The organism is Thiohalophilus sp. (genome assembly GCF_034522235.1).
Taxonomy (GTDB): Bacteria; Pseudomonadota; Gammaproteobacteria; order UBA6429; family Thiohalophilaceae; genus Thiohalophilus.
Window position 1 is genome coordinate 398958 of record NZ_JAXHLN010000003.1, and the last position, 17633, is coordinate 416590.

Consider the following 17633-nt stretch of genomic DNA (forward strand, 5'->3'; position numbering starts at 1 on the left):
TGCCCAAACAGAATTTGCAGCGAACTGAAATATCAGCAACCGAAGCAGGAGTAGATCATGTCTAAAGCCTATGAAGCGGGTGTAAAAGAATACCGCGATAATTACTGGACCCCGGATTATGTCCCGCTGGATACGGACCTGTTGGCCTGTTTCAAGGTCACCGGCCAGCCCGGCGTGCCTCGCGAGGAGGTTGCCGCTGCCGTGGCCGCCGAGTCTTCCACCGGGACCTGGAGTGCCGTCTGGTCCGAATTATTGACCGATCTGGAATACTACAAGGGCCGTGCTTACCGTATCGAGGATGTGCCCGGTGACTCGGAATCCTTCTATGCATTTGTCGCCTATCCGATTGACCTGTTCGAGGAAAACTCGATGACCAACGTGCTGACCTCACTGGTTGGTAACGTCTTCGGGTTCAAGGCACTCAAGCATCTGCGTCTGGAAGACCTGCGTTTCCCGATCGCTTACATCAAGACCTGCGGCGGTCCACCGGCCGGTATCCAGGTTGAACGTGATCGCCTGAACAAGTATGGCCGTCCGCTGGTAGGCGGGACCATCAAGCCTAAACTGGGTATGTCCGCCAAGAACTACGGCCGTGCCGTCTACGAATGCCTGCGCGGCGGTCTGGACCTGACCAAGGACGACGAGAACGTCAACTCCCAGCCGTTCATGCGCTGGCGCGATCGCTACGAATTTGTCGGCGAAGCCATCCAGAAAGCCCAGCAGGAAACCGGCGAGCGCAAGGGGCATTACCTGAACGTGACCGCGCCGACCCCGGAAGACATGTACGAGCGTGCCGAATTCGCCAAGGAAGTCGGCAGCCCGATCCTCATGCACGACTTTCTGACCGGCGGCTTTACCGCGCATACGGGTCTGGCTAACTGGTGCCGCAAGAACGGCATGCTGTTGCACGTACACCGTGCCTTGCACGCGGTTATCGACCGCCATCCGAAACACGGTATTCACTATCGCGTCCTGGCCAAGTGCCTGCGCCTGTCCGGTGGTGATCAGCTGCATACCGGTACCGTGGTCGGCAAGCTCGAAGGTGATCGTAATTCGACCCTGGGCTTCGTGGATCAGTTGCGTGAATCGTTCGTTCCCGAAGATCGCTCGCGCGGCGTGTTTTTCGATCAGGACTGGGGTTCCCTGCCCGGCGTCTTCGCCGTGGCCTCGGGCGGTATCCATGTCTGGCACATGCCGGCACTGGTTGCCATCTTCGGTGACGATTCCTGCCTGCAGTTCGGTGGTGGTACCCAGGGGCATCCGTGGGGTAACGCGGCCGGCGCCGCGGCCAACCGTATCGCGCTGGAAGCCTGTGTGAAGGCGCGTAACCAGGGTCGTGAAATCGAAAAAGAAGCGCGTGACATTCTCACGGACGCGGCAAAAACCAGTCCGGAACTGGCTATCGCGCTGGAAACCTGGAAAGAGATCAAGTTCGAATTCGAAACCGTGGACAAACTGGACGTGGGCTAAGCCCCGTCCAGCCCGGACGAAGCAAACTGACAGCGAATTGATACGAGGTAAACAATTATGAATACGCAAGAAATGGGTGACTTCCAGACCGTCCAGACACTCGAAACTTTCGGTTTTCTGCCCAGGCTGACCGCTGAGGAAATCCAGGAACAGATCGCGTACATCCTGGCCAATGGCTGGACACCGGCGGTCGAACACGAGCATCCCAGCGGTGCCATGAACCACTACTGGACCATGTGGAAACTGCCGTTCTTCGGCGAAACCAATCTGCAGCACGTGCTGGATGAACTGGAAGCCTGCCACCGGGCCTATCCCGATCATCACATCAAGCTGATCGGTTATGACAGCTACAGCCAGACCCAGGGACACTCCTTTGTGGTTTTCGAAGGACGCTGAGCAAACACAGCAAGAAACGGGACCCGGTAATGTGATCGGGTCCCCGGTTACAAACAAGACTACGAACAACCAGTATCGATGTGACGGGGTTTACGATGGCACAGACTGCACAGAACAACACAGCACGCGCAGCTTCCAAAGCACGACGTGAGGCAATGTCGAGCCGGGGCAAGGCCGCGCTGAATGATACCGACCGTACCCGTGGTGCGCCGGCCCAGCAGACGGCGACGCAGGCCGCGCCGGCCAAACCGGCTGATGCCGAGGCCGGCAAGAGCAGGGGTGACTGTGGTTGCAAGGGCGAAAAGGCCCGCAGTGAAGCTGAAACCGCAACGACGCCGCACACCGATACGGCGAGCAAACTGAAAGTGACGAGCCGCGCCCGGGTGCAGCAGCCGCATATCAAAATGAACAGCAGCCGCGCTGCGTCGCTGGCGCGTCGTCAGGCCATGTCCCAGCGCGGTAAGGCCGGGCTCAACGGTAACGGTATGAGCGAAGCGCAAACCGCGCGCGCCGCCAATCCGAAACTGTCCGGACGTGAACTGGCCAAAAAAGTGCGCGCCGATCGTTGCCGTAACGGCAATACCGGCAAGAAAAAGTCCGAGCCGGTCGGTCGTATGCGCCCGGGCAAGGATTACACCAGCAGTGAAACGGGCGCGGCAACCGATGCCCCCTGGAAAGTGGGCCAGAGCCTGACCGGCCACGGCCAGACCCTGACCGGCACCCTTGTCGGCCGCAGTTCACGGGTAACCGGCAATGAACCGGGCACCTGCAAGAACGTGACCGGCGTGGAATACATCGGTGCCGATCAGACCGAGGCGTTCTGCAGTACCTCGAGCGGCGGCGCGCCGAGCAAGATCACCAGCTCGCAAACCCGTCAGGGGCAGAGCGTCAGTGGTAACAACGTGGGGCGCTCCTCAAACGTCACCGGTGATGAAACCGGGGCCGGGCGCGAACTGACCGGCAGCCAGTACATGCAAAAGGGGAATGGCAAGTCACCGATGAAAGTGGGCACCAGCCAGACCCTGCGCGGTGGCAGTCTGACCGGCACCCAGGTCGGGCGTTCGGAGCGGGTTACCGGTGATGAGCCGGGCACCTGCAAATCGGTTACCGGTGATGATTATGTCGGCCAGGAGCAGTACCAGGGTTTTTGCGGCAAGGCGCCGAAACCGCAGGATCAAAAAGTCGGTTTTACCCAGACATTCCATGGCAGATCCGTCTCTGGCACCCTGACCGGCCGTTCCACGCGCATGACCGGCGATGAACCGGGCACCTGCAAGTCCGTGACCGGCACCCCGTATGCCGGGCTGGAACAGTACAGCAACTATTGCAAGCCGGAAGAGACCAGCCTGGCGAGCGCCCGTTATCGTCAGCAGCGCAGCACGCCCGGTTCAGTGATGACCGGGATTCAGCCGGGCCTGAACGGCCATTTGACCGGCGCCGACAAGGGTCTGTGCGAACCCGTGAGCGGTACGCCGTATGTGGGTGCGGACCAGTACGCCGAGGCCTGTCCGTCGGTACCGGCTGAACCGGGCAGTCCCGATTTTCCGCAGCAACTGGGTGAAACCCCGTGGGGCAAGTTCAGTGTACAGAGCCCGGTACATGCCAGTCAGGGCGACGAGCATTTTGATGTGACCGGCAACCGTTATGAACAGGGCAAGATCACCGGCCCGTTCGGCATGGCTGGCGGCAAGGTGACCGGTACCGAGGAAGCCCGTTTCGGCAAAGGGCATAACGCCGAACCAGCGCCCGCGCCGATGCCGGAAACAGCCCAGCAGGTCCAGGGCCGTGTCAAATCGCGGATCAGTGGTGAAGGGATCGAGGCCGGTTTGAAGATCACCGGCGACGACTGGGATCGCGGTGACCGGGTCACCGGGACCGAAGGCATGACGGCAACCAAGCGTAACCCGACCCGTCAGGGCGGGCGTGCCACCAGCGCCATGCAGATGAAACCGGAGCCGAAACGCAATGAAGATATTCCCGAGCCGATAAGTCCGGTAACCGGCGGCAGTGGGAACACGGAAAAAGGCTCATTCATTACCTATTCCGGAGGCGCCCGCGGTTAATCCCGCGCGATGAATCAGTATGTTGAGTTCACGCCGTCAGTCAAACCGTTCAAACCGCTGGGTGCCGACCGCACCGCCGGGGCGTCCGGGTGCGCGTGGGGCCGAAACAGCCCCGCGCGTAAAGAATGACGATGGTGCGAAGCCGGCAAAACCACGCAATACAACGCGGGTGGCCCGGGTACCGGTCAAAGCGGGCCAGCACCCGCTGGCCAATGCCAGCGAGAACGCGCAGTTGTTTGATTACGAGCAGCGCACCAAAGCGGCTTTTGATGCCGTCGTGCCGACGTTGAAACAGATTTCCGGCCTGCAACACAAGGCCGATTTTGAACGACGCGCCCAGGCGCTGGCGAAGGAACAACTCGGTTTTGAATTACCCGGGGATATCCTGGCCGATGCCTGGGTAACCCAACTGGACATGCGCCGGCTGTTTGCCTGGTGTGTTTTCCAGACGTACCAGCAATTTTGTGATGATTTTTTTGCAAACGACTTCCTGAGTCGTCTGGAAACGGAATTCCAGACTTTTTTAATCGAGTGCGGCTTTCACACACTGGACATCTCACCGTGTGCGGATGGTCGCCTGGCACACGTAATCAGTTATGTATTGCGTCTGCCGCATAAAGTGGTTCGTCGCCGATCCTATGCCGGTGCCATGTTCGATATCGAGGACAGTGTTACGAAATGGACCGAAATGGAATTGCAACGCTTTCGCGAAGGCACGCCGACCAGCGCCGATATGCCCACGCGTTATTTAAAAACCGTGGTCTATCACTTCAGCTCGGGTGATCCCGAGCATGAAGGTTGCGCGGCACACGGCTCCGATGCAGGGCGCGCCGCGCAGGGCGGACTGGAACAGCTCAAAGCGTTTCAGACCGCGGTGGAAAACAGTTTTTGCTGTGGCGCCTCGATCGATCTGATGCTGATCGGGTTGGATACCGACAGCGATGCGATTCGCATCCACATGCCGGATCGCCATGGCGAGATCGATCTCAAGCGTTATCTGGATGCGTCGGAATTGTTTGACGCGACACTGTCGATGAGTCGCGCGCAGGCTGACGAGTATATTTACGGTCAGGTCCGGCAGGCCGGAGGCGAGATGAGTGAGGGCATGCAGAAGCTGATGTCCCATTTACTGATTAACAATGTCTCGCAGATCGAGTATGTGCGCCAGTATCACAATGGTCGTTACCAGGATATTGGTCATGCCGAGCGATTTATCGGCGCCGGTATCGGTTTTGAAGAAGTGCAGTTACGCAATCTGACATATTTTGCATACATGCAAACCGTGGAAGAAGCGGCGGCCGATCTGGATGTGGGGATCAATATATTCAGCAAGCTGAATGTCAGTCACGATCTGCCGGTGCCGATTGTGGTGCGTTTTGACTATCACGGCCAGGTGCCGGGGGCACGCGAGCGGGCCATCGAACATTGCGAACGAGTCGATAATGCTTTGCACGATCGTTATACGGAGCTCGCCACGAAAGGACTGCTGCATACGCTGCGCGTGATTCGCGATTGCGAAGCGGGAGAGCGAATTGAAGTGATGGGTTCGTCAGTAAAAGGACAGGTATTTGAGGAGGCACACTGATGAAGATCTGCCAGGTTGAACGGCCGCTGGTTGCCACCAACCGTATCCCCGGTCTGGAGCACAAGCACATGCAGGTCGTGCGGGACGGCAGTTCAATGCTGGTTGCCGTGGATGCCGTGGGTTGTATTCCCGGTGACTGGGTGATTTGTGTCGGCAGTTCCGCGGCACGGGAAGCGGCGGGCAGCAAGGAGTATCCGAGTGACCTGACGATTGTCGGGATCATCGACCACTGGCCGCCCGAGGGAGAGCGCGCGTAGTGGATATTTTGCAGGTCGAAGCACCGCTGGTTTGTACCCGTCGGGTTGACGGGCTCAAACAGAGCAGTTTGCGGGTGTTGCGCGACGAACAGGGACAACGTCATGTGGCGGTGGATCCGGTCGGCGCACGCCAGGGCAACTGGGTATTCACGGTAAGTGGTTCGGCCGCACGTTATGCCGCTGGTGACTTTGAGATCCTGACTGATCTCACCATTGGCGGGATCATCGATTTCTGGGGGGCTGACGAGACGCGGTCAACCGGGAAGGGCGAGACAACGGAACAGGCGTTGTAGCGATTTTTACAGTTCAACAACCATGTCAACAGAGTAGGAGATAGAAAGATGGCAAACGATAACTACGGCATTGCACTCGGTATGATCGAGACACGCGGGCTGGTTCCCGCCATCGAGGCGGCAGATGCCATGACCAAGGCGGCAGAAGTGCGCATGATCGGTCGTGAATTCGTTGGTGGCGGTTATGTCACTGTTCTGGTTCGCGGCGAAACCGGTGCGGTTAACGCGGCGGTTCGTGCTGGCGCCGATGCCTGTGAACGTGTAGGTGACGGTCTGGTTGCAGCACACATCATTGCCCGTCCGCATCGTGAAGTAGAACCGGTTCTGCCGACAGGTGGTAGTAGCAGTAAAACTGCAGCCTGATTGATAGGCATTGTATTTAACTGACTAAGGAGTAACACACCATGGCCAACGAACACTACGGCATAGCACTGGGCATGATTGAAACGCGCGGGCTGGTGCCCGCCATCGAGGCGGCAGACGCCATGACCAAAGCGGCAGAAGTTCGCCTGCTCGGGCGTGAATTTGTCGGCGGCGGTTATGTCACCGTGCTCGTACGTGGCGAGACCGGTGCGGTAAATGCAGCCGTGCGCGCAGGCGCGGATGCGTGTGAGCGCGTAGGCGATGGCCTGGTGGCTGCTCACATCATTGCCCGTCCGCATCGTGAAGTCGAGCCTATTCTCGGCGATGCCGGTAACGGCACAACGCGTAGTTGAATGATTGGTTGACGCTGACTGATCCGTCGTCATGCTATACGCCAACGCTGATCAACGCGTATTGGGTTATCTCGGTCGGGCCCTGAGTCTGGAACTCTCGGCGGTCCAGCTGTACAGCACCCAGGCACGACTTGTCGCGACCTGGGGGCTGGGCGAGGTATCCAGGCGTTTGAGCAACGAGGCCAGTGAGGAAATGGCGCATGCGGACCGGATTATCGGCCGCATGCTCGCCCTTGGCGTGGCACCCAATGCCTCGCAACTGCGCCCGCCCAAACTTGGCCGCAGCCTGCAGGAACTGTTGCAGCACAACCATGCATTCGAAAACGAACTGATCCGGTTGTATACCGAGGCGACACAGTACTGTGCACGCAGCGGTGACCATGACAACCGGCTGTTTTTTGAAGAACTCCTCGGTGAGGAGCAGGGCCATGCCGCCGAACTGGTGAAATGGCTGAAAGAACTGGAACAACCCGGCGTAACGGTCGACAAGACACGCGCCACTTTTTAACGGAGGCGAACCATGAGTCAACAATGGCAGGAACGTATCCGACCCGCTCGCCTGGAACGGCGTTATGACTTTGCCGATTACCCGAGCCTGCGAGATTTTCTCGATCGCGCCGCGGATGTCTCCGAGCGTGAAGGTTTGTATCCCGACATGGGCTTCGGTCGTGACTATGTCAACGTGACCATCCATGCCGATGAAGAAAGCAATGAGCTGGGCGAACAGCAACGCCGTCTGGCTGCCGAATACGATGCCTTGCTTGATCAAGAGCAAGGGACGCACTAGGGGACGGCAGAATGTCGGTTATCGCTCTGGTGGGAAACAAAGGCGGTGCCGGCAAGACAACATTGTCCATCAATCTGGCCGTGGCACTGGCCGAACAGGCGGACACCGTATTGATGGATGCCGATCCGCAGGGCTCTTCGGTGCAATGGAAAGTGATCGGCGATAGCCGGTTACCCGTGGTTGTCGCCGGCGAGACGCTGGACGAGGCTATCGCCACAATGGCGCGGCAATATCATCATGTGATTGTGGATTGTCCACCTTCGGTCCAGGCCCCACAGACCCATGAAGCACTGCAGGCCTGCGATGTGGCCCTGATACCGGTACAACCCTCGCCGGTCGATCTGTGGGCGACGGTGCATATCGAACAAGCCATTAAGCAGGCGAAACAGGTCAATGCGCAACTATCGGCCTGGTTGATTATCAATCAGCTGGAGCCCCGCACCACCTTATCGCGACTGGTGCGCGAAGCAGTGGCCGAAATCGATATACCGGTTGCCGAAACACCAATTCGTCGCCGTGCCATTTATCGCAGTAGCATACTGGAAGGCAAAAGCGTGTACGACATGGGACGTCGGGGTATTGATGCGGTGAGCGAACTCAATCAATTGATTCGGGAGGTAGTACCCTCATGAGCGAGAGTGACAAGACACGGCAAAAGCTGGTGGACTCCATGCGCAAGACCAAGTCAGATTCTGCGGACAAAGCCCAGTCGAACCCGACGTCCGGGAAAACAGAGCCTGAAAAAACACCACCTGCCGCTTCAGGCAATAAAGCCGATAAGACAGTGAAAAAGACAGCAAAAACAAAACCGGAAAATTCCGGCGCTGCTGACCCCTATCAGTCCAGGCAAAGGCGGGTCTGGCCGGATTGAGCGTTTTGTATCGCCAGCCATCAATTCGTTATCGGTACATTGTCGGCCAGATGATGTGTTGTACACAGCACATACCTGAAATGAAAAGCAAACAAAGAGGGTTAAACGATGTCGGCTCTCAGCAGGGGGAGGCATTTCTTTGGTGCTGCATACTGTTCCGGATTTCAGTCACCGGCGTAATTGCGCCTCAAAGCAGATCGCCCGGACACAAGTCGGCTTTGCCAAAGGTGTGATCTGTGCATCTTTTTCTCCGAGAAGCCCCACGGCCGACAGCTTCACCAGTCATGAAGTTTGTTAGAGATGCCGGTTTTCGCCAAGGCAGTACCGAGCGTAATTAATGATTTTGAAGTGATGGAGTAACCCCTGTTATGCAGGCATGGTTGACTACGTTGTTCCCTTTCCTGCGCTGGTTCCCCATGAACCGCGAGATAATACGCGCGGATCTGATCGCGGGGATCACAGTCGCCCTGGTACTGGTGCCGCAGAGCATGGCCTATGCCCAGCTGGCTGGCCTGCCGGTGGTTTACGGGTTATATGCGTCGTTCGTGCCGGTGATTGTGGCATCCCTGTGGGGCTCATCCAGCCAGCTGCACACCGGGCCGGTGGCCATGCTCTCTTTGATGTCGGCCGCGGCATTGATCCCCCTTGCCAGTCCGGGCAGCGCTGAATTTATCGAACTGTCTGTCATGCTGGCCCTGATGGTTGGCATTCTACGCCTGGCGCTGGGTCTGTTCCGACTCGGGGCGATTGTTAATTTACTCTCCAGTCCGGTGATCGTTGGCTTCACCAATGCCGCGGCATTGATCATTGGCCTGTCGCAGTTGAACAAGGTCGTCGGTGTCCCCTTCCCGCGTGGGGACTCTTATCTGATGGATCTGTGGCGGGTATTCGAACAGCTTCCGCATCTTCACATCCCGACACTGCTGTTTGCCGTTGCGGCTTTTTTTCTGATGGTCGCTCTCAAGAAGAAGCTGCCTTCGTTGCCGGGAGTACTCATTGCCGTGGCGGTGACCACATTGGTGAGTGCGTTTGTCTCCTATGAGAACAGACAGATGGTCGGTTTGGAACAGATACAGGATGAGACGGTTGCCGCGAAAATGGCGACTTTCGCGCAAAGTGAACAGCGTATCGCCGGGTTGACGGATGAAATTGCCAGCCTCAACCAGCGGGCCAAAAAGCTCGAGGAGCAGGGTGAGTTGCCCGCGATCGAGCAGGCTGCCTCACTGCGTGCCGATATTCAGGTTCGCCGACATGAGCTGAGACAACTGAAAAAAGACAATATCCGACGCCTGATCGATCTGCATAAAGTCCGGCTACAGGGGGTTAAAACCGATAACGGACAATGGACGTTCCTTCCCTATGAAAGCGCTCCATCCAACATCGAGGGCGACGAAAAAACCTGGCGCTTCAATGGCGTCGATGGTAAGGAGATTGTATTGTCTGCCGGTGGTGCTGTTGTCGGAACGATTCCGGAAGGCCTGCCGCAGTTCGAGGTGCCTGCTCTGCGATGGGATCTCATACTGACCTTGTTGCCGGCAGCGCTGGTTATGGCGCTGATTGGGTTTATGGAGGCGACCTCGATTTCCAAGGCCATAGCCAGTACTACCGGTGAAAGAGTCAATACCAACAAGGAGCTGGTCGGGCAGGGGCTGGCCAATATTGCCGGCAGTTTTTTCAGTTCCTATACGGTCAGCGGTTCATTCTCTCGCTCGGCAGTGGCCGCGAGAACCGGCGCGAAAACCGGACTGTTTTCAATTATCAGTGCGATTGCGGTGGTGCTGGTGTTGCTGTTTTTTACCACTTACCTCTACCACCTCCCACAGGCCGTGCTGGCCGTGATCGTGATGATGGCAGTATTCAGCCTGATCAAGATCGAACCGCTGCGTCATGCCTGGCGAGTCGACAGGGTCAGCGCACTGATCGGTGTCATTACATTTTTCGCCACGTTGCTGATGGCGCCCGCGCTGGCCAACGGCATCTTGCTGGGGATCGGGCTGACCGTCCTGCATTATTTCATCCGCATAATGCGGCCCCGAGCCGAGATTGTTGCACCGAAGCCGGATGGCACACTGGGCGGCATCGAGGCTCACGGGTTAAAGCCGGTCAGCGAGGTATATGTTCCGGTACGTTTCGATGGTTCCCTGACATTTATTAATGTGGCTTATTTCGAGGACATCATCCTCGAAGCCCTGCGTGATTTTCCCAAAGGGCGAGTGATTCTCGTAATCGGTAGCAGCATCAATGAAATTGACGCTTCCGGGGAAGAAAAAATCCGGGAAGTGGCCGGTCGTCTTCGCGAGGTGGGCGTGGAACTGATGTTCAGCGGTCTGAAACACCAGGTTATGCAGGTGATCCAGTCCAGTGGCCTGGTCGATGAGCTGGGCAGAGAGGCCTTTTTCCCCGACAAACAGACTGCTATGCAAGTCCTGCAAAAGCGTTTCGACGAGAGTGCGCTGCCTTTTCCGGAGCGGGAGAGTCGCCCCTATCGTGGCGGCAGTCTTGCCAGCCATCTTTTATGAGGTGAAATATGCCCCGACGTGTAGACAAGTCAAAGCGCGCGCGATATAAGAACGGAGAAATGGCCAATGCCTCTGATTATACCTATACGCCGCCTGGTGCTATACCGGATTTTCTGATCCGTCATGCCACTCTGCGTCAGTTGCAGGTGTTTGAAACGATTGTCCGGCTGGGCAGTTTTACCCGTGCGGCCGAGGAGTTGTTTCTGACCCAGCCCACCGTTTCGATGCAGATCAAGAAATTAACCGATGTCATCGGCCTGCCGCTATTCGAGCATGTCGGGCGCAATGTCGAGCCGACCGAGGCCGGGCTGGAGCTGTATGAGGCATGCCGGGGTATTTTTCAGGTCATGGCGAACCTGGAAATGAAGATTTCCGACCTCAAGGGCATGCGTCGCGGGCGTCTGCGTCTGGGCGCAATCACGACCGCCAAATATTTCGCCCCGGAGGTTTTGGGTGAATTCAGCGCCCTGTACCCGGGCATCGACGTGGCGCTGAAGGTGACCAATCGCGACCGAATCATTGAGCGCATGCGCACCAACGAAGACGACCTGTACATTATGGGGCAGGCGCCTACCGATGAGATGGAGATGGTCGCTTTTCCGATTGCGCCCAATCCCCTGGTGGTCATGGCGCCGCGGAATCATCCGCTGGTCGGCGAAAAGAATATTTCCCTGGAGCGGATTACCGAGGAACCCTTTATCCTGCGTGAGCCGGGTTCGGGCATTCGCGATGCCATGTTACGCAAGTTCGACGAACACAAATTGCGGCCCAGAGTTAAAATGGAACTGGGGAGTAACGAGGCGATCAAGCATGCCATCGTGGGCGGACTCGGTCTGTCGGTACTGTCGTTACATACCTTGACGCTCGAAGGTATCGATGGACCGGTCGCCATTCTTGATGTGGAAGGCTTTCCCATCATGCGTCAATGGTATCTGGTCTATCCCAGGGCCAAGGAGCTGTCACTGGTGTCCAGGGCATTCGTCGACTTTGCCAGGGAACTCGAGCCGCAGATGCGCGAACGCATCATTACTATGTGGCCGGAGGTAACTCAGTATTTGACCAAACAAGACACCGCGGCGTCCGAAAAAGCCACCTCACGCAAGACCAAACGCATCTGAATACTGGCTAATCCCGTAGGTCACGCTGGCGTTAGCCTGCGTGACACCCCTGCCGATACACTGAATGTCAGGTGGCGCTGCGCGCAACCTGACCTGCGCCTTCAACCAAAAAAACACCTCACCCAGGAAAAAACCGCCTGCTTCGGCTTGCTATTGATTAAACTATTAATGCGTTATCAGTAACTTGATCCCCTGAGTTCAGGAGGCCCTGGCCTGTTGATAATCGAGGATCAGTGCCGGTTGTGTGTAGCGGGGCTCTGGCAGAGATTCGGCGGGAGGCGGTGCCTGATGGTCGGGGGTATGAATCCAGTAGATAAAATGAGATTCGGGGCGAACTTTTTCGGCATACAATCTAACCGGATGTAGGGGATAATTCAGTCGACAGGCCAGGATCGCCTCGTTGAGTGATCTGGCGTTCTGCAGGGCAAAGAACGGGCTTTGCCATTGATGCCAGCCAAGCGTGTTGTCCGAGGTTGATACGCCATATTGAATACGGACAATCCAGTCTCCCCGGAGGCTGTGCTGCACGAGGTTCTCTACCTTGTTAAACAGGGCCAGGCAAGTCAATTTAATGTAGTAGCTATCCAGTTGCATAAGCAGTGCCTCATGTAATTACCGTACGTGTTACGCGGTTACCTGTCTGACGGCGTTAAAGTCATCGTAGTATTGTTCGATATTCAGTCGGGTTAATCCCGAGTGTTATACTTGGGTAAAATGAGAGTACCGTGGTGGCGGGGGATTAGGAAGGGTCTTTTGGATTGTTTATTTCTATAAAAGTATCGATCAATATCTATGTATAGTTGCTTTGCTCAAGTCCCTTTGAATAACCTGTTATTCCATCGTGCAACAAGGCGATAGGACACTGAGAATCATGATTCGATGTCGTACCTGATTCATTAAGCATTCGCTAATACGTGACAAGCAGAACAACAACACTCAAAAGCCATCTTATGTCTCAACGTAACAAGGACCTCACCACCAGCCTGCACGATTTGATTACCGGTGATGAAGATGCTCGCGTTTGCAAGGATATATCTGATTCAGCATGCAACGATCAGCCGCGTAATTTTTTCGCTTACCTGATCGCCAACCTGCTGGGAAAAATTGCCGATGAAATTGCCAGTGCACGATTGATTCTGCCCTGGTTGCTGGCCAGTGTGGGTGCGCCGGCGGCCTTTACCGGTTTTCTGGTGCCGATTCGCGAGGCGGGGGTGCTGCTGCCGCAACTGGTGGTGGCGGCTATCATCCGTCGCATGGCGATTCGCAAGACAGTCTGGCTGCTGGGAGCGGGATTATCCGGGATCGCGCTGGCGTTGATGGCGGTGGCGACGGGGAACCTGTCCGGGATTGCGGCCGGCTGGGCGATACTGGGGCTGCTGATTGTGTTCTCGCTGGCGCGCGGCCTGTGTTCGGTCTCGGCCAAGGATGTGCTGGGCAAGACGGTTTCCAAAGGCAAGCGCGGCACCCTGATGGGCTGGAGCGCCGGCATCTCCGGCCTGGCGGTGCTGGGTATCGGGGTCTATGTGGAATGGTTCGCGGGTGACGCACCGCTGACAATGCTGGCCTGGCTGCTGGCGGGCGGGGCATTGTTGTGGTTTATCGCGATGGGGTTTTTTGCGGCGATTCGCGAGCAGCCCGGCGCCACCGAAGGCGGCGGGAATGCCCTGAGCGTGGCGCTGCAAAGTTTTGGCCGGCTGAAAAGCGATTCGCTGTTCCGTGATTTTGTGATCGGCCGGGCGCTGCTGTTGAGCGTGGCGCTGGCACCGCCCTTTTACGTCCTGCTGGCACAGCAACATACCGCGGAGGGGTTGGTCGGGCTCGGGATGCTGATTATCGCCAGCGGCATCGCCGGCAGCCTCAGCTCCCCGGTGTGGGGCAGATTGAGCGACTACTCCAGCCGGCTGGTGATGGTGATCGCCGCGCTGGCCGCCGGGGTGCAGGGGATCCTGCTCTATGGCCTGGTGGAGGCCGACTCGCCCTGGATCGACAGCCCCTGGTTGTATGCCGGGCTGTTTTTGACCCTGAGCGTCTTCCACGGCGGGGTGCGCCTGGGGCGCAAGGTTTACCTGGTGGACATGGCCACGGCCGATACCCGGGCGATCTACGTGGCCCTGAGCAATACCCTGATCGGCATCGCCATGCTGGCGGGCGGCGTAATCGGGGTGCTGGCCGATGTGCTCGACGTGCAGACGGTGATCCTGTTGCTGGCATTTTTGAGCCTGCTGGCGGCAATCTGGGCGCTGGGCCTGCCTGAGGTGACAAAAGAATAATGTTGAATTTTTTAGTGTTTAATTTTGAATTTGAAGGTCTCGGTCAGCGCTTGCGGTCGGCGTCACCAGATAAATGGATCCGCGGTTGCAGGCCCTGTCGCGGTCGAAGTCTCTCTCGGCAGTCGCTTCGACCATCCCTGGTCTCTCGCGACACTTGTACTTCCTGTACATCGTCCTGCCTTCCGTGGCAGAGCCCACCCCGTGAGCAAAGCGAGTGCTTTGGGTGTTAGCACTTCCCTGTGCGTCGCCCGCTCCTACACATAAAACCGGTTACCGGCACAGCCCCGTAGGAGCGCCCCGCGGGCGCGAATCTCGAACCAAAGGCCGGTCGCGGTCGAAGCCCGCTCCTACACACATAAAACCGGTTACCGGCACAGCCCGTAGGAGCGCCCCGCGGGCACGAATCTCGAACCAAAGGCCGGTCGCGGTCGAAGCCCGCTCCTACACACATAAAACCGGTTACCGGCACAGCCCCGTAGGAGCGCCCCGCGGGCGCGAATCTCGAACCAAAGGCCGGTCGCGGTCGAAGCCCGCTCCTACACATAAAACCGGTTACCGGCACAGCCCCGTAGGAGCGCCCCGCGGGCGCGAATCTCGAACCAAAGGCCGATCGCGGTCGAAGTCTCTCTCGGCAGTCGCTTCGACCATCCCTGGTCTCTCGCGACACTTGTACTTCCTGTACATCGTCCTGCCTTCCGTGGCAGAGCCCACCCCGTGAGCAAAGCGAGTGCCTTTGGGTGTTAGCACTTCCCTGTGCGTCGCCCGCTCCCATATACCCGCCTTTTGATTTATCCACAGAACTCCCCGGGGGAACCAACCCCATGTGGGAGCGCCCCACGGGCGCGAACCAGATTGAGGCGGGTTTTCCGCTGATTGACCTGCGCCCTGTTAAATTCCCCTGCCAGAAAATCCTGATATTTCAATAACCTGGGAAAACATAAAATAATGATAGGTATTGACTATCGATACAATATAAACAAACGATTTTATATATCATCAAGCGGCCCCGATAATGATTCCCGTAGAGAGCAAACACCCTGTTCCAGGGAGGACAAGGCGATGAGCAAGACAATGAGTTTTGCAGCAGTGCATTTCACGGTGGCATTCACCGTCGGTTATGCCATGACCGGCAGCGTGCTGGTGGGCGGGGCTCTGGCGCTGGTCGAGCCGGCCATCAATACCGTCGCCTATCACATTCATGAACAGGTGTGGGCGCGGTTTAAATCGGCAAAGCCTGACAGTCCCCGTGACGCGCTGCCGCAAGTATAAACAAATTTTTTAATCCACTTTATTAACTGAAACAGAAGGAGCAATACCTATGTTAGAGAACAAAGAAGGTCAGAACATTCCGCAGGTGACTTTCCGTACCCGTCGGGATCATGAATGGGTCGATGTCAGCAGTGACGATATCTTCAAGGGCAAGACCGTGGTGGTCTTCGCACTGCCGGGCGCCTTTACCCCGACCTGTTCCTCCACCCATGTGCCGCGCTACAACCAGTTGACCCCCGCACTGAAAGAACAGGGCGTGGACGATGTGATCTGCGTGTCGGTTAACGATGCCTTCGTCATGAACGAATGGAAGAAGGAGCAGAATGCCAGCAATGTGACATTCCTGCCCGACGGTAACGGCGACTTCACCCGTGGCATGGGCATGCTGGTACCCAAGAGCGACCTGGGTTTCGGTGAACGCTCCTGGCGTTATTCCATGCTGGTCAAGGACGGCGTGATCGACAAGATGTTCATCGAGCCGGACGTGCCGGGCGATCCCTTCGAGGTCTCCGATGCCGATACCATGCTCGAATACATCGCGCCGAATGCCAGCAAGCCGCTGAATGTGACCGTGTTCAGCCGTGAAGGCTGCCCCTACTGTGTTCGCGCCAAGGGCATGCTGCGCGATGCCGGCATCGACTTCGAGGAACTGGTCCTCAACCGCGACTTCAGCGAAGGCACCATCCGCGCGGTTTCCGGTGAAGCGACCGTGCCACAGGTGTTCATCAACGGTGAACGCATCGGCGGCTCCGAAGCGCTGGAAGCATACCTACGCGCAGCGTAACGCTGCGCAGGGCCAAGTAACGAGGGACGAGGTACGAGGGCTAAAACCTCCGGCCCTCGTCACTCGTACCTCGGACCAGTATCGGTCTGCAGAGACGCGTTACGCGTAATAAGGTTTCAATTTAACGACGATATTTAAAGGATGTGCCATGCATTATGACTTAATCGTAATCGGCGGCGGCAGTGGCGGCCTGGCTGTGGCCGGCCGCGATCGGTATATTCGCAATATCAATGACTACTGGAAAACGAGATGCACAAGCAGGGTATTCATGTGCAGACCGGCTTTCAGGTCTCGGCCCTGTCCGACAGTGCCGAAGGGGTCGTGATCGGCGGCAAGGACGGTCGCAGCCTGGCCGCGTTCGATACGGTGATCTGGGCCGTGGGCCGCGCGCCCAATACCCGTGAACTGAACCTGGAAGCCGCCGGGGTGACCATGGCGCGCAACGGCATCGTGCCGGTGGATAATTTTCAGAACACCAGTGTGCCGGGGATCTATGCCATCGGCGACATTACCGGCAAAATACCACTGACGCCGGTAGCGATCGCGGCCGGACGGCGACTGGCCGAGCGGCTGTTCAATCACAAGCCGTTCAGCCGGGTGGAGTACGACAACATCCCCAGTGTGGTGTTTGCCCATCCACCGATCGGCGCGGTCGGGCTCACCGAAGCCCAGGCGCGCGAGCGTTATGGTTGCGAAGTGACGGTGTATAAAACCGGGTTCACACTGATGCGTTACGCGCTGAATGACCACGGTACGGCCACGGCTATGAAACTGGTCTGCGCCGGCAAGGACGAGCAGGTAGTCGGGATCCACCTGATCGGCGACGGCGTGGACGAGATGCTGCAGGGCTTTGCGGTGGCGGTGAAAATGAAAGCCACCAGGGCCGACTTCGACAGCACCATCACCATTCACCCGACCAGCAGCGAGGAGCTGGTGACGCTCAGGCAGCCGGAGTCAAGTCATGACATAGAAGATAAAACGCATGACGTGGATGCCGGCAACGAGTGGAAGGCCGTAAGCTAATTGACCTGTCTTACAGGGGTGTACATCACCCCTGGTTCTTTTAACCCAATGTCAGGTAGCGCGATGCGCAACCTGACCTGCATCGTCGCGCACGATTGTGAAATGGTTATTTAGTTGGGCAGGGTGCGTCCTGCGCACCGCATCCTGGATACCCGGATAATGGTGCGTAGAACGCACCCTATCCCTAAATGTGAGTCACTAGGACACGAAGC

At 57.5% G+C, this 17633-nt stretch carries 19 protein-coding genes; 18 read left to right on the forward strand and 1 reads right to left on the reverse strand.

Features of this window, described 5'->3' with window-relative positions; genetic code table 11:
* Nucleotides 1-57 precede the first annotated feature (57 nt).
* The 14 genes from U5J94_RS04800 (at nucleotide 58) to U5J94_RS04865 (ending at nucleotide 12075) form a co-directional block, all read left to right on the forward strand.
* Nucleotides 58-1470 (forward strand): form I ribulose bisphosphate carboxylase large subunit, encoded by a 1413-nt coding sequence (locus U5J94_RS04800; protein ID WP_322564503.1) that lies wholly within the window; start codon nucleotides 58-60, stop codon nucleotides 1468-1470.
* A gap of 57 nt (nucleotides 1471-1527) precedes the next feature.
* On the forward strand, nucleotides 1528-1866 hold the full coding sequence (locus tag U5J94_RS04805) for a ribulose bisphosphate carboxylase small subunit (protein ID WP_322564504.1): 339 nt from the start codon (nucleotides 1528-1530) through the stop codon (nucleotides 1864-1866).
* A 95-nt stretch (nucleotides 1867-1961) separates the two neighbouring features.
* On the forward strand, nucleotides 1962-3929 hold the full coding sequence (locus U5J94_RS04810) for a CsoS2 family carboxysome shell protein (RefSeq protein WP_322564505.1): 1968 nt from the start codon (nucleotides 1962-1964) through the stop codon (nucleotides 3927-3929).
* A gap of 19 nt (nucleotides 3930-3948) precedes the next feature.
* Complete coding sequence (locus tag U5J94_RS04815) at nucleotides 3949-5514, forward strand: carboxysome shell carbonic anhydrase (RefSeq protein WP_322564506.1); 1566 nt, start codon at nucleotides 3949-3951, stop codon at nucleotides 5512-5514.
* Nucleotides 5514-5771 carry a carboxysome peptide A gene (locus U5J94_RS04820; RefSeq protein WP_322564507.1) on the forward strand — a complete coding sequence of 86 codons (258 nt, stop codon included), beginning with the start codon at nucleotides 5514-5516 and terminating at the stop codon, nucleotides 5769-5771. The genes U5J94_RS04815 and U5J94_RS04820 overlap by 1 nt, the downstream gene beginning before the upstream one ends.
* The gene (locus U5J94_RS04825; protein ID WP_322564508.1) at nucleotides 5771-6064 is read left to right on the forward strand and encodes a carboxysome peptide B; all 294 of its coding nucleotides are present in this window, start codon (nucleotides 5771-5773) and stop codon (nucleotides 6062-6064) included. Before U5J94_RS04820 ends, U5J94_RS04825 begins: the two co-directional genes overlap by 1 nt.
* Nucleotides 6065-6112: 48 nt before the next feature.
* Complete coding sequence (locus U5J94_RS04830; RefSeq protein ID WP_322564509.1) at nucleotides 6113-6427, forward strand: BMC domain-containing protein; 315 nt, start codon at nucleotides 6113-6115, stop codon at nucleotides 6425-6427.
* A gap of 41 nt (nucleotides 6428-6468) precedes the next feature.
* Nucleotides 6469-6780: a BMC domain-containing protein gene (locus U5J94_RS04835; protein ID WP_322564510.1), complete on the forward strand. Its 312-nt coding sequence runs from the start codon at nucleotides 6469-6471 to the stop codon at nucleotides 6778-6780.
* A 31-nt stretch (nucleotides 6781-6811) separates the two neighbouring features.
* Entirely contained in the window at nucleotides 6812-7288 is a 477-nt protein-coding gene (locus tag U5J94_RS04840) for a ferritin-like domain-containing protein (protein ID WP_322564511.1), read from the forward strand.
* A gap of 12 nt (nucleotides 7289-7300) precedes the next feature.
* Nucleotides 7301-7567 (forward strand): 4a-hydroxytetrahydrobiopterin dehydratase, encoded by a 267-nt coding sequence (locus U5J94_RS04845; RefSeq protein ID WP_322564512.1) that lies wholly within the window; start codon nucleotides 7301-7303, stop codon nucleotides 7565-7567.
* Nucleotides 7568-7578: 11 nt separating this feature from the next.
* Nucleotides 7579-8199, forward strand: a complete 621-nt coding sequence (parA, locus tag U5J94_RS04850) for a ParA family partition ATPase (protein ID WP_322564513.1) — start codon at nucleotides 7579-7581, stop codon at nucleotides 8197-8199.
* Nucleotides 8196-8438: a hypothetical protein gene (locus tag U5J94_RS04855; protein WP_322564514.1), complete on the forward strand. Its 243-nt coding sequence runs from the start codon at nucleotides 8196-8198 to the stop codon at nucleotides 8436-8438. The genes parA and U5J94_RS04855 overlap by 4 nt, the downstream gene beginning before the upstream one ends.
* A 368-nt stretch (nucleotides 8439-8806) precedes the next feature.
* A complete protein-coding gene (locus U5J94_RS04860) occupies nucleotides 8807-10957 on the forward strand; it encodes a SulP family inorganic anion transporter (protein WP_322564515.1) in 2151 nt (716 codons plus the stop codon).
* 59 nt (nucleotides 10958-11016) lie between these two features.
* A complete protein-coding gene (locus U5J94_RS04865) occupies nucleotides 11017-12075 on the forward strand; it encodes a LysR family transcriptional regulator (RefSeq protein WP_322564516.1) in 1059 nt (352 codons plus the stop codon).
* Nucleotides 12076-12273: 198 nt separating this feature from the next.
* Here the strand turns inward: U5J94_RS04865 and U5J94_RS04870 are convergent, their stop codons facing one another.
* A complete protein-coding gene (locus U5J94_RS04870; protein WP_322564517.1) occupies nucleotides 12274-12669 on the reverse strand; it encodes a ribulose bisphosphate carboxylase small subunit in 396 nt (131 codons plus the stop codon).
* A gap of 356 nt (nucleotides 12670-13025) precedes the next feature.
* Here U5J94_RS04870 and U5J94_RS04875 point away from each other — a divergent pair, with 356 nt between their 5' ends.
* The 4 genes from U5J94_RS04875 to U5J94_RS04890 all read left to right on the forward strand — a co-directional run bounded on the left by U5J94_RS04875 (nucleotide 13026) and on the right by U5J94_RS04890 (nucleotide 17421).
* Complete coding sequence (locus U5J94_RS04875) at nucleotides 13026-14345, forward strand: MFS transporter (protein WP_322564518.1); 1320 nt, start codon at nucleotides 13026-13028, stop codon at nucleotides 14343-14345.
* 1059 nt (nucleotides 14346-15404) lie between these two features.
* A complete protein-coding gene (locus U5J94_RS04880) occupies nucleotides 15405-15614 on the forward strand; it encodes a DUF2061 domain-containing protein (protein WP_416224151.1) in 210 nt (69 codons plus the stop codon).
* A 49-nt stretch (nucleotides 15615-15663) separates the two neighbouring features.
* Complete coding sequence (locus tag U5J94_RS04885) at nucleotides 15664-16398, forward strand: glutathione peroxidase (RefSeq protein ID WP_322564520.1); 735 nt, start codon at nucleotides 15664-15666, stop codon at nucleotides 16396-16398.
* Between the two features lie 249 nt (nucleotides 16399-16647).
* Nucleotides 16648-17421, forward strand: coding sequence for an FAD-dependent oxidoreductase (locus U5J94_RS04890; RefSeq protein WP_322564521.1), 774 nt, complete (start codon nucleotides 16648-16650; stop codon nucleotides 17419-17421).
* Nucleotides 17422-17633: the final 212 nt, after the last annotated feature.

What these genes read in the sequence shown, in the direction of transcription:
- U5J94_RS04800 (WP_322564503.1), top strand. Translation starts at nt 58, where the DNA reads ATGTCTAAAGCCTATGAAGCGGGTGTAAAAGAATACCGCGATAATTAC.
- U5J94_RS04805 (WP_322564504.1), top strand. Translation starts at nt 1,528, where the DNA reads ATGAATACGCAAGAAATGGGTGACTTCCAGACCGTCCAGACACTCGAA.
- U5J94_RS04810 (WP_322564505.1), top strand. Translation starts at nt 1,962, where the DNA reads ATGGCACAGACTGCACAGAACAACACAGCACGCGCAGCTTCCAAAGCA.
- U5J94_RS04815 (WP_322564506.1), top strand. Translation starts at nt 3,949, where the DNA reads ATGTTGAGTTCACGCCGTCAGTCAAACCGTTCAAACCGCTGGGTGCCG.
- U5J94_RS04820 (WP_322564507.1), top strand. Translation starts at nt 5,514, where the DNA reads ATGAAGATCTGCCAGGTTGAACGGCCGCTGGTTGCCACCAACCGTATC.
- U5J94_RS04830 (WP_322564509.1), top strand. Translation starts at nt 6,113, where the DNA reads ATGGCAAACGATAACTACGGCATTGCACTCGGTATGATCGAGACACGC.
- U5J94_RS04835 (WP_322564510.1), top strand. Translation starts at nt 6,469, where the DNA reads ATGGCCAACGAACACTACGGCATAGCACTGGGCATGATTGAAACGCGC.
- U5J94_RS04840 (WP_322564511.1), top strand. Translation starts at nt 6,812, where the DNA reads ATGCTATACGCCAACGCTGATCAACGCGTATTGGGTTATCTCGGTCGG.
- U5J94_RS04845 (WP_322564512.1), top strand. Translation starts at nt 7,301, where the DNA reads ATGAGTCAACAATGGCAGGAACGTATCCGACCCGCTCGCCTGGAACGG.
- parA (WP_322564513.1), top strand. Translation starts at nt 7,579, where the DNA reads ATGTCGGTTATCGCTCTGGTGGGAAACAAAGGCGGTGCCGGCAAGACA.
- U5J94_RS04855 (WP_322564514.1), top strand. Translation starts at nt 8,196, where the DNA reads ATGAGCGAGAGTGACAAGACACGGCAAAAGCTGGTGGACTCCATGCGC.
- U5J94_RS04860 (WP_322564515.1), top strand. Translation starts at nt 8,807, where the DNA reads ATGCAGGCATGGTTGACTACGTTGTTCCCTTTCCTGCGCTGGTTCCCC.
- U5J94_RS04865 (WP_322564516.1), top strand. Translation starts at nt 11,017, where the DNA reads ATGGCCAATGCCTCTGATTATACCTATACGCCGCCTGGTGCTATACCG.
- U5J94_RS04870 (WP_322564517.1), bottom strand. Translation starts at nt 12,669, where the DNA reads ATGCAACTGGATAGCTACTACATTAAATTGACTTGCCTGGCCCTGTTT.
- U5J94_RS04875 (WP_322564518.1), top strand. Translation starts at nt 13,026, where the DNA reads ATGTCTCAACGTAACAAGGACCTCACCACCAGCCTGCACGATTTGATT.
- U5J94_RS04880 (WP_416224151.1), top strand. Translation starts at nt 15,405, where the DNA reads ATGAGCAAGACAATGAGTTTTGCAGCAGTGCATTTCACGGTGGCATTC.
- U5J94_RS04885 (WP_322564520.1), top strand. Translation starts at nt 15,664, where the DNA reads ATGTTAGAGAACAAAGAAGGTCAGAACATTCCGCAGGTGACTTTCCGT.
- U5J94_RS04890 (WP_322564521.1), top strand. Translation starts at nt 16,648, where the DNA reads ATGCACAAGCAGGGTATTCATGTGCAGACCGGCTTTCAGGTCTCGGCC.